This is a genomic window from Micromonospora sp. WMMD729, from assembly GCF_049315225.1.
Classification (GTDB): domain Bacteria; phylum Actinomycetota; class Actinomycetes; order Mycobacteriales; family Micromonosporaceae; genus Micromonospora.
In genome coordinates this window covers 487998-501829 of the sequence record NZ_CP186059.1, presented here as the reverse complement: position 1 = coordinate 501829, position 13832 = coordinate 487998, and the positions used below count along the sequence as shown (strand labels likewise).

Genomic DNA, 13832 nt, shown 5'->3' with positions numbered 1-13832 from the left:
CCGATCGCGCCGGTGGGACGCGGATCAGTCCGGCGGTGGGCCGGCGTGCGTCCGGATCCACGCGTGCATGGCGATGCCGCTGGCCACGCCCGCGTTGATGGACCTCGTGGAGCCGTACTGCGCGATGGAGTGGAGTTGGACGCAGGCGGCTCGGGCGGGCGCGGACAGCCCCGGACCCTCCTGACCGAACAACAGCACGCAGTCACGCGGCAGGACGGCGGTCTCGATCGGCCGGGAGCCGGGCAGGTTGTCGATGCCGAGCACGGGCAGCCCCCGCCCGGCCGCCCAGGCGACGAACTCCTCGATCGTCTCGTGGTGCCGGACGTGCTGGTAGCGATCGGTCACCATCGCGCCACGTCGGTTCCACCGACGCCGACCGACGATGTGCACCTCGGCGGCGTTGAACGCGTTCGCGTTACGCACCACCGTGCCGATGTTGAAGTCGTGCTGCCAGTTCTCGATGGCGACGTGGAAGCCGTGCCGCCGCCGGTCCAGGTCGGCGACGATCGCCTCGTGCCGCCAGTAGCGGTAGCGGTCGACGACGTTGCGCCGGTCGCCCTCGGCCAGCAGTCGCGGGTCGTAGCGCGGATCCTCGGGCAGGTCCCCCGGCCAGGGGCCCACACCCACCTCAGGCTGGTCGTCAGTCACGGTCATCAGAGAGTACGGCCACCCCGGCGCCCCGCGATCTCAGCCCAGGCCGAGCGCGTCACCGAGCCGGTCCAGGAAGCGTCGATCCGCCGGGCTGGCCGGATGCCCGTCGAGGCCGGGCACCGCCCGACAGACGCGGGCCGCGACCGACTGCACCCACTGGCGGTACGCCGCCGAATCGGCCGGATCCGCGCGCCGACGCAGCACCCGGGTCGCCGCCCGACAGGCGGCCAGCAGGTCCACCAGATCGGTGAGCCGCTCGGCGGAGGTCGGCGCGCCGTCGTGGCGGGCGTAGATCGCGGCGACCACGGCACGGACCAGGTCGCTGTCGAACCCACGGCCGGCGGCCACCGCGTCCAGGCCGGCCAGTCCGGCGCGCACCCCGCGTTCGGGGCGGCCGGCGCCGGGCGCGGCGGCGGCCACGAGGACCCGGGCGGGCAGGCTGGTGAGCAGATCCCACTCGGCGGCGGAGTAGACGGCGGTGGTCAAGGGTGCGGCACGGCGACCGGCAGAGGGCGGCTCTCCGGCGACGGAGTGGCTCATCGGAACCTCCGGCGTCAGCATAAGCCCCCGTAACGGCAACAGGGCCGCCACCGGCGGAACATGCCGTCCGCTGTCCGGTGGCGCCCTGTTCCGGCGACGTTCGCCCCGCCGGGCGCGGTCAGCGCGGCGTGGGGAAGCTGGGCCGCTCCGGGTCCACCCCGTCCGGCACGGCGCTGGCCGCGTACTCCTTCTTGGGGACCATCACCCGGCGGCGGAAGACGCAGACCATCGTGCCGTCCTGGTTGTAGCCCCGGGTCTCCACCGAGACCACTCCCCGGTCGGGCTTGGAGCCGGACTCCCGCTTGTCCAGCACCGTCGTCTCGCCGTAGATGGTGTCGCCGTGGAAGGTGGGCGCGACGTGACGCAGCGACTCCACCTCCAGGTTGGCGATGGCCTTGCCGCTGACGTCGGGCACCGACATGCCGAGCAGCAGCGAGTAGATGTAGTTGCCGACCACCACGTTGCGCTGGAACTGGCTGGACGTCTCGGCGTAGTGCGCGTCCAGGTGCAGCGGGTGGTGGTTCATCGTGAGCAGGCAGAAGAGGTGGTCGTCGTACTCGGTGACGGTCTTGCCCGGCCAGTGCCGGTACACCGCGCCGACCTCGAACTCCTCGTAGTAGCGGCCGAACTGCATCCTGGTCCCCTTCGACGGGCGGCGATGGAGTTCGGCACAGCATGCCTTACCGGTGGTTAAGGCGACGGTCGGGGCGGGACCTCGGCGGAAATGTCACACCGGTCACTCACCCGGGGGGAGACGCAATGAGCGGCGGGGCCCTCCCCGGCACCCGCCGCCCACGCTCTGATGTGAAGAAGTCTGCCCTACGGTGCCGTAGCTTCAACAGAGATCGCGGTCACATTTATCTTTTTGTAACACTACCCTCGGTGACCATAGCGAGGTTGATCAGCGATCTCCGCAGGCCGGATACCTCCTTGTCAGGGCTCAAGTTACCGATTCGTAGCGCTCAATCGGGTGGATCTCCCTGGAAACGCTCCCATTACCGCAGGTCACGCAAGTGCGTCGTGCACTTGCGTTCCGCAGGAGGAGATGAACTGATGTCGCTCGATGGTCGGCGGCGCCCCCGAGCAGCCCCGCGCACGTTTCGCCCGCACCGGCCCGGGAATTCGTTACGGTCAGCCCTGGTTCTACGGGACGCAGACAACCCGCGGTGATCGGAGAGTGCAATGGCAACCGTTGAGCTGACCTCGGCGAACTTCGACGAGGTGACCGGCAGCGACGGCATCGTCCTGGTCGACTTCTGGGCCGACTGGTGTGGTCCGTGCAAGCGGTTCGCCCCGGTCTACGAGCGCTCCTCGGAGAAGCACCAGAACATCGTCTTCGGCAAGGTCGACACCGAGGCGCAGCAGGAGCTGGGCGCGAAGTTCGACATCCGGTCGATCCCGACGATCATGGCGATCCGTGACGGCGTCATCGTCTTCGCCCAGCCGGGCGCCCTTCCCGAGTCCGCGCTGGAGAACCTGATCGAGCAGGTCGAGGCGCTGGACATGGACGACGTCCGCAAGCAGCTGGCCGAGCACAACCACTGAGCCGTCCCGTGACGGCACGCGGAGGCCGGACCCGGTTCGGGTCCGGCCTCTCGTCGTACCCCGACACTCAGTCATGATCACCGACCCGGGTATCCGGAACTGACCATCGGTGGGACCCGAGACGGCCGGTACATCCCGTATCGTCACCACCCGATGGAGACCCTGACCACCCGTGGGCGCATGACCCGGCTGGGCGTGACCGCACTCGGTCTCGTCCTGCTGCTGCTGGGCACGTTCTGGGGTAGCGACGACGACTTCCCGTTCGGCCCGTTCCGGATGTACGCCACCTCGAACCCGCCAAACGCGCCCGCACCGGACACCCGGGTGGAGGGCGTGAACAGCACCGGAGCGGTGGTCGACCTCGACCAGAACGCGACCGGCATCCGGCGCGCCGAGATCGAGGGCCAGCAGAGCCGCTACGCCGCCGACCCCGCGCTGCTCGCCGAGGTCGCCGACGCGTACGCCGAACGTCACCCGGACGCCGCCGATCTGGTCGAGGTCCGCATCGTCATCCGCTGGCACGGCATCCGCGCCGGCCGACCCACCGGACAGCACACCGATGAGACGGTCGTCAGCTGGCAGGTCCCCCGATGACCGGCTGGCTGACCGAGGCGGTGCCGCGCGGACGGGTCGCCGCCTTCCGGACCCTGATCTACCTCTTCGTCGCCGCCGACCTGGTGGTTTTCACCCCATGGGTACGCACCAGGGCCAGCGTGCCCGGCGAGCTGTACCAGCCGCTGCTGGTCGGCCGACTGCTCCCGCTGCCGACACCGACCCCGACGGTGGTGGCGGTGATCTTCTGGGGCCTCCTGCTCGCCGCCCTGCTCGCCGCGACCGGCCGGGCGCCCCGGCTGCTCGGCTGGACGGTCTGCGCGCTGTACCTCGAGTGGATGATCATCGCGATGAGCTACGGGAAGGTCGACCACGACCGGTTCGGCCTGCTCGTCGCGCTGGCCGTGCTGCCGACCGCCGGGCGGGCCCGGCACGGCGACACCACCCGCACCGAAGCCGGCGGCTGGGCCCTGCGCGTCACCCAGATCGCGGTGATCTGCACGTACTTCCTGGCCGCCTTCGCCAAGCTGCGCTTCGGCGGACTGGACTGGCTGACCGGCTCGGTGCTCGCCCGGGCCATCATCCGACGCGGCACCGACCTGGCCGACCTCATCGCCCAGGTGCCGTACCTGCTGATCATCGCCCAGTTCGGCATCGTGGCCTTCGAGCTGCTGAGCCCCGTGGTCTTCCTGCTGCCGGCGCGCTGGCGACTGGCCATGGTCGGCTTCTTCTACTCGTTCCACGTGGTCACCATCGCGACCATCACGATCTCGTTCGCGCCGCACCTGGCCGCGATGACCAGCTTCCTGCCCCTGGAACGGGTACGCCCGCTGGTCTGGGCACGCCGGCTCGCGGGCCGCGAGCCTCCGACGCCGACGACGGAACCCGCCGTACCTGCGCCGGACGACGACGCGGGGCCGCCGCCCCGCGAGGCTCAGGCGCCGGTGGTCGGCCGGCCGGCCGGGCCGTAGAGCCGTTCCCTGGCCTCCTGGGGCAGGGAACACGCCGCCGTACCGCCCGGGAGGCGGTGCCTGTTACGGGCCACCCAGCGATAGACGGGCCAGGCCGCCGCCCGCACCGGCGGAAACTTCAGGCCGGCCCCGGCGACCCGCCAGAGCGGGCCACTCGCGGCGAGCAGCTTCGCGATGGCGTCCGGACCGGCGGCGCGGGCGCCGTCCGCGCCCACCCACTGCACGGCCTCCTCGCACTCCGCCACGGTGAGACCGAGCGCGTCCAGGTCACTGAACTGCCAGGGCACCACCCGTGCGCTGGTGGGGATCCGACGTTCGATGAACTCTGCACAGGTCGTGCAGAACGCGCAGTCACCGTCGTAGACGAAGGTCGACGTGTCCATGCCGTCCATCCTCCCCTGTGGCGACGCCGATCACGCACGGGTGTCCGGCGGGTCACTTGCGCAGACCTCGTACACATGTTCGGATAGTGCCCATGCGCTGGGACAACCTCACCGCTCCCCCGGTCGAGGGAGACCCCGAGAGGGCAGCGCCAGCGACGCCACCCCTGCCGCTGGCGCTGCCCGGCGCCGTCGTCCGCACCTTCGACACCCCCGAGTTCGCCGGGATGACGTTCCACGAGGTGCAGGCCAAATCCATCCTCAACCGGGTGCCGGGCCAGTCCCGCGTCCCCTTCGAGTGGACCATCAACCCGTACCGAGGATGCAGTCATGCCTGCCGCTACTGCTATGCGAGAAACACTCACACCTACCTCGACCTCGATGCGGGTGCGGACTTCGACCGGCAGGTGATTGTCAAGGTCAACGCCGGTGAGGTGGTGCGACGAGAGCTGGCCGCGCCGAAGTGGCGGGGCGCGCACGTCGCGATGGGCGCCAACGTGGACTGTTACCAGCGTGCCGAGGGTCGTTACCGGCTGATGCCGCAGATCATCGCGGCCCTGCGGGACTTCGCCAACCCGTTCTCCATCCTCACCAAGGGCACGCTGATCCTGCGCGACCTGCCCCTGCTGCGGCAGGCGGCCGAGGTGACGAGCGTCGGCATCTCGTTCTCGGTGGGCTTCGTCGACGACCAGCTCTGGCGCGGCGTCGAGCCGGGCACACCACACCCGAACCGTCGGCTCGACGCGGTCCGCCGGCTCACCGACGCCGGCTTCGCCGTCGGGGTGCTGATGGCACCGATCCTGCCCGGCCTCAGCGACGGCGAGGAGTCGATCGACGCGACGGTCTCGGCGGTCGCCGCCGCCGGGGCGACGAGCGTGACCCCACTGGCGCTGCACCTGCGCCCCGGTGCCCGCGAGTGGTACGCGCAGTGGCTCGCCCGGGAGCACCCGCACCTCGTCCCGCGCTACCGCGAGCTGTACCGCTCGGGCGCGTACGCCCCGCAGGCGTACCAGCGGGAGCTGACCGCGCGGGTACGGATCGCCGCCCGTCGCCACGGGCTGCTCCGGGGCGAGGTGGGCGACAACCGCCGCCTGCCCGAACCGCCACCACCACCGGTCGCCGAGCAGCTCGCCCTGCTCTAGCCATCGGGCGGCGCTACAGTCGGCGGGTGCGTACCGCTCAGCAGATCCTCGCCGACTCCGCCGTGATCGCCGTCGTGGGAGCGTCCCGCGACCCGTTGAAGGCCGCGCACAGCGTTCCGTTGCAGATGCAGCGGTACGGCTGGCGGATCATCCCGGTCAACCCGACCGTGGACGAACTCTTCGGCGAGCGGGCGTACGCCTCGCTGGCGGACATCCCGCACCCGGTCGACCTGGTGGACGTGTTCCGGCCGGCCGCGGACGCCGTGCAGGTGGTCCGGGACGCGGCGGCGATCGGCGCGCCGGCGGTCTGGCTGCAACTGGGCATCGTGTCGGCCGAGGCGCGGCGGATCGCCGAGGAGTCCGGCATGGACTACGTCGAGGACCGCTGCCTGATCATCGAACGCGCCGCCGGAAATCTGACCCGCCTCCCCTGACCCCGCCGTCCTTCCCCGCGATCTTGCACTTTCTGTCGACGTTCTGCCCCGCGATGCACCTTATGTCGCCACACAAACTGCAAGATCGCGGGATGCAGCGGGGGGTTAGAGCTTGTATTCCTTGAGGAGGCCTCGGCTGATGATGGTTTTCTGGATCTCCGAGGTGCCTTCGCCGATCAGCAGGAACGGGGCCTCGCGCATCAGCCGCTCGATCTCGTACTCCTTGGAGTAGCCGTAGCCGCCGTGGATGCGGAACGCCTCCTGGACGACCTCAGCGCAGTACTCGGAGGCGAGCAGCTTGGCCATGCCCGCCTCGACGTCGTTGCGCTGGCCGGCGTCCTTGAGGCGGGCGGCGTTGACCATGAGAGCGTGTGCGGCCTCGATCTTCGTACCCATCTCGGCGAGCTTGAAGGCGATCGCCTGATGCTTGGCGAGGGGCTGCCCGAAGGTCTTGCGCTGCTGGGCGTAGCTGACGGCCAACTCGAAGGCGCGCAGCGAGATGCCGCAGGCGCGGGCCGCCACGTTGACCCGGCCGACCTCGATGCCGTCCATCATCTGGTAGAAGCCGCGGCCGACCTGGTCGGCCCCGCCGAGGATCGCGGAGTCCGGCACGGTCACGCCGTCGAGCACCATCTCGGTGGTCTCGACGCCCTTGTAGCCCATCTTCTCGATCCGGCCGGGGATGGTCAGGCCGGGCGCGGTCTCGCCGAAGCCCGGCTCCTTCTCCAGCAGGAACGTGCTCATGTTGCCGTACACCGAGTCGGCGCCCGTGTCGGTCTTGACCAGGGTGGCGACCACCGAGGAGTACGCCCCGTTGGTCAGCCACATCTTCTGCCCGTTGAGGACGTAGGTGTCGCCGTCGCGGACCGCCCTGGACTTGATCGCCGAGACGTCGGAGCCGGTCTCCGGCTCCGACATCGAGAACGCGCCGCGCACCTCGCCCGTCGCCATCCTCGGCAACAGGCGGGCCTTCTGCTCGGCGGAGCCGTGCTGGGAGATCAGGTACGCCACGATGAAATGGGTGTTGACGATCCCGGAGATCGACATCCAGCCCCGCGAGAGTTGCTCCACCACGAGGGCGTAGGTGAGCAGCGACTCGCCGAGCCCGCCGTACTCCTCGTCGATGGTGAGACCGAACAGCCCCATCTCGCGCATCCCGTCGAGGATGTCGGTGGGGTACTCGTCGGCGTGCTCCAGCCGTTGGGCGTGCGGGATGATCTCCTTGTCGGCGAACTCCCGGACGGTCTCCAGGATCGACTGCTGCACGTCGGTGAGGCCGGGCGTCTGGGCGAGTCGGGCCATCTCAGCCTCCGGGGATCAGCGCACTACTCGTGGGTAACTGAACGCTCGGTCAGTATCGGTCTCCGGGCCGACCAGGCCAAGGTGACCAGTCCACACAACCGCTGTGAAAAGGTTCACCGCTGCGGGTAGCGTCCGGCAAGAGGGACTTTTCCGGCACGGCAGGAGGAGGACAGCCGTGAGCCACCCGCCGCCGTCGGGCCCGCCCGGGGACGAGCCGCCGCCGTCGCCGTACGAGCCACCCCGGGACCAGTCGCCGTACGCGCCACCGCCGCCCGGCCAGTCGCCGTACGCGCCGCCGCCGGACCAGTCGTCGTTCGGGCCACCGGAACGCTCTCCGTACGGGCCGCCGGCCGACGAGCCGTCACCGTACGAGCGGCAGGGGCCGCACCAGCCGGCGCACTGGAGCCAGCAGCCGCCGTACCCCCCACAGGGCCCCTACGGTCAGTACGGCCCGCCGCAGCCCGGGCCCGGCCGGCCCACCAACATCCTGGCGATCCTGTCGCTGGTGTTCGCCTTCGTGTTCCCCCCGGCCGGCGTCGTCCTCGGCCACCTCGCCAAGCGGCAGCTCCGCACCAGCGGCGAGGAGGGTGACCAGCTCGCCACCTGGGGCCTGATCCTCGGCTACGTGTTCACCGCGCTGACCCTGCTGGCCTGCTGCGGCTGGCTGGCGCTCGTCATCCTGGGCAACACCGGCGACAGCCGCGGCTACTGACCCGCCGCGACGTCAGCGGAACCGAGCCTCCCGGACGCTGTTACCGCCATCCACCACGAGCATCTGACCAGTGATGTACGACGCTGCCGGCGAGCAGAGGAAGCTGATCGCGGCGGCAACCTCGTCCGGCGTGCCCGGTCGGCCGACCGGGGTGCCCAGACCCTGCTTGATCTCGGCCATCGTGGACGCCGCCGTGTAGATGGTGCCCGGCGCGACCGCGTTCACGGTCACCCCGTCGGCGATCATCTCCATGGCCAGCGCGCGGGTCAGCCCGACGACACCGGCCTTCGCGGCGGCGTACGCGGCCTCGGTGGGCAGGGCGTTGACCGGCCCGGCGGTGGCCGCCAGGTTGACGATCCGTCCCCAGCCCCGCTCGGCCATCCCGCCGATGAACGCCCGGCTGCACAGGAACGCGGTGGTCAGGTTGCGGTCGATCTCGCCGCGCCACTCGTCGTAGGTCAGCTGCGCGACCGGGCGCAGCACCCCCTGGCTGGCCCGGCTGGCCAGGCCGGCGTTGTTGACCAGCACCTCGACGTCGCCCAACTGCTCGGCCACCGCGTCGGCCAGCGCGCCGACCTCGGACTCGTCGGTGAGGTCCGCGACGAACCCGGTCACGCCCAGCTCACCGGCCCGCTCGTGGATGCGCCGGGTGGTCGACACGATGGCCACCCGCGCGCCCAGGTCGACGAGCCGGCGTGCGGTGGCGTACCCGATGCCGTCCGCGCTGCCCGCGCCCGTCACCAGGGCGACCCGACCGTCGAGCCGCATGGTCACCGGATCGGCGAGCGCCACCGGCTCGTCGGCGCCGGTGGACGGGGCCACCCGAGCGCGCCGCGCAGCGCCCGGGCGGCTCACGTCCCGTCGCGGTCGGCTGCCGGAACGGTCCGCGGCACGCGCGTCGATTGCCATGCCCGCGATCCTGCCCGTTGCGACCGGCCCGGGCAACGCGGCACCCGGGAGCGGGGGCGTCGGGTTTGGTCACTCCTGGCTACTCTGACGGCGCAACCGAGCCGACGGAGATCACGCATGACCAATCCCCCGCCTCCCGGCGACTGGAACGACCCCACCTGGTCGGCCCAGCCGTCGAGCACACCGCCGGACCCCACCCTGGTGGCCGGTCAGCCGGTGCCCGCCCAGCCCGGGCCCGTGGACCCGTACGCGCCGGTCGACCCGTACGCGGGCGCGAAGCTGGCACCCGGCGCGCCGGTGCCCGGTTACGCGCCGCCCGGTTACCCCGCGCCCGGGTACGCCCCCTCGGGGTACCCGCCGCAGTACCCCGGCTACGGCTACCCGGCCCCGCGCAAGACCAACGGGCTGGCCATCGCGTCGCTGGTGCTGGCCCTGGTCGGCCTCACCTCGTGCGGTATCACCGCGCCGATCGGGGCGATCCTCGGGCACGTCGCGCAGAAGCAGATCCGGGTCAGCGGTGAGGACGGCGAGGGGATGGCGAAGGCCGGCATCATCGTCGGCTGGATCGTCACCGCGCTGATGGTGCTGGTGATCGCCGCGTACGTCGCGATCATCATCTTCGCGGTCGCCAACGGCAGTTCCAGCAGCAGCAGTAGCTACTGAGGTGGGGCCGGTGGGCGTACCGCCGGATGCCGGACCGGGTCACCGCCCGGCGGCGGTCGACCCGGCCCGGCCACTCACTCAGCCGGCGGGGTGAACGACGAGGTACGGCTCATGCCGGCGGCGCGGCCCTTGGCGGCGATCACCAGCGCCATCTTGCGGGACGCCTCGTCGATCATCTCGTCGCCGAGCATCACCGCGCCGAGCTTGCCGCCGGCCTCCGACGTGTAGTGCTCGTACGCGTCGAGGATCAGCTCGGCGTGGTCGTAGTCGGCCTGCGCCGGCTGGTAGACCTCGTTGGCGGCGTCGATCTGGCCCGGGTGCAGCACCCACTTGCCGTCGAAGCCCAGCGCGGCCGACCGCTTCGCCACCTCACGGAACGCGTCGACGTCCCGGATCTGCAGGAACGGGCCGTCGATGGCCTGCTTGTCGTGCATCCGGGCGGCCATCAGGATGCGCATCAGGATGTAGTGGTACGGGTCGCCCGGATAATCCGGGATCAGCCCGCCGACCACCAGCGACCGCATGTTGATCGAGGCCATGAAGTCGGCCGGGCCGAAGATGATGGTCTCGACCCGGGACGAGGCGGCCGCGATGGCGTCCACGTTGACCAGACCGGCCGCGTTCTCGATCTGCGCCTCGATGCCGATCCGGCCGACCTCGAGGCCGAGCGTCTTCTCGATCTGGGTGAGCGTCAGATCCAGCCACTGCACCTGGCCGGCGTCCTGCACCTTCGGCAGCATGATGCAGTCGAGGTTCGCGCCGGCGCCCTCGACCACCTCGATGACGTCCCGGTACGTCCACGGGGTGGTCAGGTCGTTGACGCGTACCACCCGGGTCTTGCCGGCCCAGTCCCCGTCGTTGAGGGCGGCCACGATGTTCTTGCGCGCCTCCGGCTTGGCCAGCGGGGCCACCGCGTCCTCCAGGTCGAGGAACACCTGGTCGGCGGGGAGGCCCTGCGCCTTGCCGAGCATCTTGACGCTGGAACCCGGTACGGCCAGGCACGACCGGCGGGGACGACCGACTGCGGCCATGGATGCGCTCCTTCCAGCGACCGGCGGGCACGCCGACGCCACCTGAATGCGAGGAAAACTTAACGATCCCAAAGGGCGTGGTGACGCCACGGTAACCTCGCGCCATGACCGCGGTGAATGGACCTGTGGAAGATCTCACTGAGCGTCGCCTGGTGGTCGTGACGGGTGCCAGCTCCGGCATCGGGCTGGCCGCCGCGGTGGCCTTCGCCTGCCGCGGTGACCAGGTGGTGCTGGTCGGGCGGGACCCGGCCCGACTGCAGGCCGCGGCCGAGCGCGTACGGGAGACGGCCGGCGAGCGCCCGGAGCTGTTCCGGGCCGACTTCGCGGTGCTCGACGACGTACGCGGCCTGGCACAGCGGCTGCGCGACGCGTACGACCGGATCGACGTGCTGGCCAACAACGCCGGTGCCATCGCGCTGCAACCGCTGACCACCGTCGACGGCTTCGAGCTGTCGATCCAGGCCAACCACCTGGCCCCGTTCCTGCTCACCAACCTGCTGGCCGACCGGGTGGCCCGGACGGTGGTGACCGCCTCGGGGGCGCACCGCTTCGGCGCGCTCGATCCGGACGACCTCAACAGGCCGCTGCGCGACTACCGGCCGATGGGCGCGTACGGCACCAGCAAGCAGGCGAACATCCTGTTCGCCGCCGAGGCGGCCCGGCGCTGGCCGGGCATCTCGGCGTACAGCTTCCACCCGGGAGTGGTCCGGACCCGGTTCGCCAACGACAGTCGACTCGTCGCCTTCGGCATGCGGTTCATGCCGTTCCGCAGCCCGGAGAAGGGCGCCGAGACGCTCGTCTGGCTGGCGAACCAGGACCCGGCGCGACTCGTCGACGGCGGCTACTACTACAACCGCCGGCCACGTCGGCCGTACCGCAAGGCCGCCGACCCGCAGCTCGCGGCCCGACTCTGGGCGGCCAGCGCCACGGCCGTCGGCATCGATGGGTAGCGTGGCGACCATGCTGACGCTTGTCGCGATCGTCGAGTACGCGGACGGGGCCGAGACCGCCGGCCAACGCTACGAGGACACCGTGCTGGCCCTGCTCGACCGGCACGGCGGCCGGCTGGAACGGCGGCTGCGCGGCACCGACGGGCGCAGCGAGGTACACGTGATCACCTTCGTGGCCCGTACCGGCTACGAGTCGTTCCTCGTCGACCCGGAGCGTGCCGCGCTGCGCGCCGACCTCGGCGACGCCGCCCCGACCACCCGGGTCATCGAAGTCGACGAGGTGTAGTTCCTCCTCTGACTTCATCACTGCTCAGCTCCGAAAACAAGACTTGATCTTGATCGCGGACACGGCCAGGGTTGGTTCATGGAATTCGATGCGACAGCCACTGCCCGACGGGCTCTGTGGATCGGCGGCGGACAGTGGGCCGGCAAGTCGACAGTCGCCGTCAACCTGGCCCTGCGACACGGGCTGACCGCGTACCTGTACGACCGACCCGACGCCCGCGGCCACGACGACCGGAGGGTCGCCGAACGGGTTCGGCGCGGGGAACCACCCACCGGCCCCGATCCGGAAACCACCTGGGTACGCACCGACCCGGCCCGCATGGCGGCCGAGACGCTTGCCGGCTTCCCGCAACGCTTCTCCTGGGTACTGGACGACCTGAGCGCGCTGGTCCCGGGCCGCCGGATCGTGGCCGAGGGCTGGGGCCTGCGTCCCGAACTGGTGGCACCCGTCGTCCAGTCGGTACGCCAGATGGTCGTCCTGGTGCCGACCGCGGACTTCCGTGCCCATCAGATCGCGCGGCTGCCACGAGCCAGCGTCGCCGCCACCGCCGTCAGCGATCCCGAGCGGGCCCTGCGCAACAGGTGGGCGCGGGACGAACTGGTGGCGGCGGACGCGGTGGAACAGGCCGAAAGGCTGGGCGTACGGGTGATCCGGGTGGACGGCAGTCGCGACGGCGACGAGCTGACAGAGCTGGTCGAGGAGCACTTCGCCGCGTACCTCTGAACGGCCTCAATCGGCCAGGGGCGCCGGGGCCGCCGGCAGCGCGGTGGGAGTGGCGCGGCGGCCCGCCCCGGAACCGCCCACCACGACGACGACCACTCCGACCAGCAGCAGCGCCATGCCCAGCAGCGCGTACGGGCGGGGGACCTGGTGCAACCAGGCCCAGCCGAGCAGCGCCGCCCCGGGGGCCTCCAGCAGGACGAGCACGCTCACCGTCGTCGCCGAGATCTTGTGCAGGGCGTAGTTGAACATCGAGTGCCCGAGCAGTTGGGCACCCGCCACCAGGGCCAGGATCGCCAGCCAGGTGCGCTCGTCGAAGCCGACCGTGCGGACCCCGCCCAGTAGGCAGATCACCAACAGAACCGCCGCACAGATGCCGTAGCAGATCGTCGTGTAGGTGGTGGTGCTGATGCTGGCGCGGGCCCGTTCGCCGAAGGCGGTGTAGACCGCGGCGAACATGCCGCCGGTCACCGCCAGCAGGTCACCGGCGACGGCTCGACCGGAGATGCCCACGTCGGCCCCGGTGGCGATCACCGCGCCGCCGACGGCCACCGCGACGCCGACCCAGACCACCGTGGGCAGCCGCCGCCCCTGGGCACGCGCGATCAGCCCCTGCCAGACCGGCTGGGTGGCACCCAGCGCGGTGGCCGCCGCGACCGAGGTGAGCTGGGCGCTCGGGACCCAGGTCGCGAAATGTCCGGCGAGCGCGACCCCGGAAAGTACGCAGAACAACCCCTCCCGCCGGCCTGCGGGCGCCATGAGCGCACGGAACTCGGCGCGTCGTCGAACCAGCGCGAACGGGCTCAGCACCGCCACCGCGAGCAGGTTGCGCCAGAGGGCGATGGCCAGCGCGGGAGCGGCGGCGTACGCGATCAGCGGCGCGGACGACGAGATGGCGACGACGGCCAGACCTACCGCGCCGGTGGTCAGCGGGTCCAGGGATGGGCGGTCGGAGGATGGAGACACGAGCAGTAATCCTCACACGTATGACGGACAACACGGAGGGTCAGCATCCCGTTACGATCACGCGGTCATGCCGGCGAC

18 protein-coding genes are annotated in these 13832 nt (G+C 71.0%); 10 read left to right on the top strand and 8 right to left on the bottom strand.

Features of this window, described 5'->3' with window-relative positions:
- Window positions 1-24: 24 nt before the first annotated feature.
- From ACN263_RS02320 to ACN263_RS02310, 3 genes are all read right to left on the bottom strand, one after another.
- The gene (locus ACN263_RS02320; protein WP_422738182.1) at window positions 25-648 is read right to left on the bottom strand and encodes a TrmH family RNA methyltransferase; all 624 of its coding nucleotides are present in this window, start codon (window positions 646-648) and stop codon (window positions 25-27) included.
- Window positions 649-687: 39 nt separating this feature from the next.
- Window positions 688-1212, bottom strand: a complete 525-nt coding sequence (locus ACN263_RS02315) for a hypothetical protein (protein WP_422738181.1) — start codon at window positions 1210-1212, stop codon at window positions 688-690.
- A gap of 97 nt (window positions 1213-1309) precedes the next feature.
- Window positions 1310-1825 carry a MaoC family dehydratase gene (locus ACN263_RS02310; protein WP_421474405.1) on the bottom strand — a complete coding sequence of 172 codons (516 nt, stop codon included), beginning with the start codon at window positions 1823-1825 and terminating at the stop codon, window positions 1310-1312.
- 548 nt (window positions 1826-2373) lie between these two features.
- Between ACN263_RS02310 and trxA the strand changes: the two genes are divergently transcribed.
- The 3 genes from trxA (at window position 2374) to ACN263_RS02295 (ending at window position 4259) form a co-directional block, all read left to right on the top strand.
- Window positions 2374-2736, top strand: a complete 363-nt coding sequence (gene trxA, locus ACN263_RS02305) for a thioredoxin (RefSeq protein WP_387127714.1) — start codon at window positions 2374-2376, stop codon at window positions 2734-2736.
- A gap of 153 nt (window positions 2737-2889) precedes the next feature.
- Window positions 2890-3330, top strand: coding sequence for a hypothetical protein (locus ACN263_RS02300; protein ID WP_422738180.1), 441 nt, complete (start codon window positions 2890-2892; stop codon window positions 3328-3330).
- Entirely contained in the window at window positions 3327-4259 is a 933-nt protein-coding gene (locus tag ACN263_RS02295; protein WP_422738179.1) for an MFS transporter permease, read from the top strand. The genes ACN263_RS02300 and ACN263_RS02295 overlap by 4 nt, the downstream gene beginning before the upstream one ends.
- On the opposite strand, the gene ACN263_RS02290 is transcribed toward ACN263_RS02295, so the two are convergent.
- Window positions 4223-4642, bottom strand: a complete 420-nt coding sequence (locus tag ACN263_RS02290; protein WP_422738178.1) for a thiol-disulfide oxidoreductase DCC family protein — start codon at window positions 4640-4642, stop codon at window positions 4223-4225. The genes ACN263_RS02295 and ACN263_RS02290 overlap by 37 nt on opposite strands.
- A 92-nt stretch (window positions 4643-4734) precedes the next feature.
- Here ACN263_RS02290 and ACN263_RS02285 point away from each other — a divergent pair, with 92 nt between their 5' ends.
- The gene (locus tag ACN263_RS02285) at window positions 4735-5781 is read left to right on the top strand and encodes an Rv2578c family radical SAM protein (RefSeq protein WP_422740569.1); all 1047 of its coding nucleotides are present in this window, start codon (window positions 4735-4737) and stop codon (window positions 5779-5781) included.
- Between the two features lie 26 nt (window positions 5782-5807).
- On the top strand, window positions 5808-6215 hold the full coding sequence (locus ACN263_RS02280) for a CoA-binding protein (protein WP_422738177.1): 408 nt from the start codon (window positions 5808-5810) through the stop codon (window positions 6213-6215).
- Window positions 6216-6320: 105 nt separating this feature from the next.
- Here the strand turns inward: ACN263_RS02280 and ACN263_RS02275 are convergent, their stop codons facing one another.
- Entirely contained in the window at window positions 6321-7517 is a 1197-nt protein-coding gene (locus ACN263_RS02275; protein WP_422738176.1) for an acyl-CoA dehydrogenase family protein, read from the bottom strand.
- A gap of 175 nt (window positions 7518-7692) precedes the next feature.
- Between ACN263_RS02275 and ACN263_RS02270 the strand changes: the two genes are divergently transcribed.
- Window positions 7693-8229, top strand: a complete 537-nt coding sequence (locus ACN263_RS02270) for a DUF4190 domain-containing protein (RefSeq protein WP_422738175.1) — start codon at window positions 7693-7695, stop codon at window positions 8227-8229.
- Window positions 8230-8241: 12 nt separating this feature from the next.
- On the opposite strand, the gene ACN263_RS02265 is transcribed toward ACN263_RS02270, so the two are convergent.
- Window positions 8242-9138 carry an SDR family NAD(P)-dependent oxidoreductase gene (locus ACN263_RS02265; RefSeq protein WP_422738174.1) on the bottom strand — a complete coding sequence of 299 codons (897 nt, stop codon included), beginning with the start codon at window positions 9136-9138 and terminating at the stop codon, window positions 8242-8244.
- Between the two features lie 117 nt (window positions 9139-9255).
- Between ACN263_RS02265 and ACN263_RS02260 the strand changes: the two genes are divergently transcribed.
- The gene (locus tag ACN263_RS02260; RefSeq protein ID WP_422738173.1) at window positions 9256-9801 is read left to right on the top strand and encodes a DUF4190 domain-containing protein; all 546 of its coding nucleotides are present in this window, start codon (window positions 9256-9258) and stop codon (window positions 9799-9801) included.
- A gap of 74 nt (window positions 9802-9875) precedes the next feature.
- On the opposite strand, the gene ACN263_RS02255 is transcribed toward ACN263_RS02260, so the two are convergent.
- A complete protein-coding gene (locus ACN263_RS02255) occupies window positions 9876-10832 on the bottom strand; it encodes an HpcH/HpaI aldolase/citrate lyase family protein (protein WP_422738172.1) in 957 nt (318 codons plus the stop codon).
- A gap of 125 nt (window positions 10833-10957) precedes the next feature.
- Here ACN263_RS02255 and ACN263_RS02250 point away from each other — a divergent pair, with 125 nt between their 5' ends.
- From ACN263_RS02250 to ACN263_RS02240, 3 genes are all read left to right on the top strand, one after another.
- Entirely contained in the window at window positions 10958-11782 is an 825-nt protein-coding gene (locus ACN263_RS02250) for an SDR family NAD(P)-dependent oxidoreductase (RefSeq protein WP_422738171.1), read from the top strand.
- A gap of 10 nt (window positions 11783-11792) precedes the next feature.
- The gene (locus ACN263_RS02245) at window positions 11793-12068 is read left to right on the top strand and encodes a hypothetical protein (RefSeq protein WP_422738170.1); all 276 of its coding nucleotides are present in this window, start codon (window positions 11793-11795) and stop codon (window positions 12066-12068) included.
- Between the two features lie 78 nt (window positions 12069-12146).
- Window positions 12147-12791, top strand: a complete 645-nt coding sequence (locus ACN263_RS02240) for a hypothetical protein (protein WP_422738169.1) — start codon at window positions 12147-12149, stop codon at window positions 12789-12791.
- A 6-nt stretch (window positions 12792-12797) separates the two neighbouring features.
- Here ACN263_RS02240 and ACN263_RS02235 read toward each other — a convergent pair whose 3' ends face one another.
- Window positions 12798-13754 carry a DMT family transporter gene (locus ACN263_RS02235; protein ID WP_422738168.1) on the bottom strand — a complete coding sequence of 319 codons (957 nt, stop codon included), beginning with the start codon at window positions 13752-13754 and terminating at the stop codon, window positions 12798-12800.
- Window positions 13755-13832: the final 78 nt, after the last annotated feature.

Coding starts and splice junctions, on each gene's coding strand:
- ACN263_RS02315 (WP_422738181.1), bottom strand. CDS start 1,212: ATGCTGACGCCGGAGGTTCCGATGAGCCACTCCGTCGCCGGAGAGCCG.
- ACN263_RS02310 (WP_421474405.1), bottom strand. CDS start 1,825: ATGCAGTTCGGCCGCTACTACGAGGAGTTCGAGGTCGGCGCGGTGTAC.
- trxA (WP_387127714.1), top strand. CDS start 2,374: ATGGCAACCGTTGAGCTGACCTCGGCGAACTTCGACGAGGTGACCGGC.
- ACN263_RS02300 (WP_422738180.1), top strand. CDS start 2,890: ATGGAGACCCTGACCACCCGTGGGCGCATGACCCGGCTGGGCGTGACC.
- ACN263_RS02295 (WP_422738179.1), top strand. CDS start 3,327: ATGACCGGCTGGCTGACCGAGGCGGTGCCGCGCGGACGGGTCGCCGCC.
- ACN263_RS02290 (WP_422738178.1), bottom strand. CDS start 4,642: ATGGACACGTCGACCTTCGTCTACGACGGTGACTGCGCGTTCTGCACG.
- ACN263_RS02285 (WP_422740569.1), top strand. CDS start 4,735: ATGCGCTGGGACAACCTCACCGCTCCCCCGGTCGAGGGAGACCCCGAG.
- ACN263_RS02275 (WP_422738176.1), bottom strand. CDS start 7,517: ATGGCCCGACTCGCCCAGACGCCCGGCCTCACCGACGTGCAGCAGTCG.
- ACN263_RS02265 (WP_422738174.1), bottom strand. CDS start 9,138: ATGGCAATCGACGCGCGTGCCGCGGACCGTTCCGGCAGCCGACCGCGA.
- ACN263_RS02260 (WP_422738173.1), top strand. CDS start 9,256: ATGACCAATCCCCCGCCTCCCGGCGACTGGAACGACCCCACCTGGTCG.
- ACN263_RS02255 (WP_422738172.1), bottom strand. CDS start 10,832: ATGGCCGCAGTCGGTCGTCCCCGCCGGTCGTGCCTGGCCGTACCGGGT.
- ACN263_RS02245 (WP_422738170.1), top strand. CDS start 11,793: ATGCTGACGCTTGTCGCGATCGTCGAGTACGCGGACGGGGCCGAGACC.
- ACN263_RS02240 (WP_422738169.1), top strand. CDS start 12,147: ATGGAATTCGATGCGACAGCCACTGCCCGACGGGCTCTGTGGATCGGC.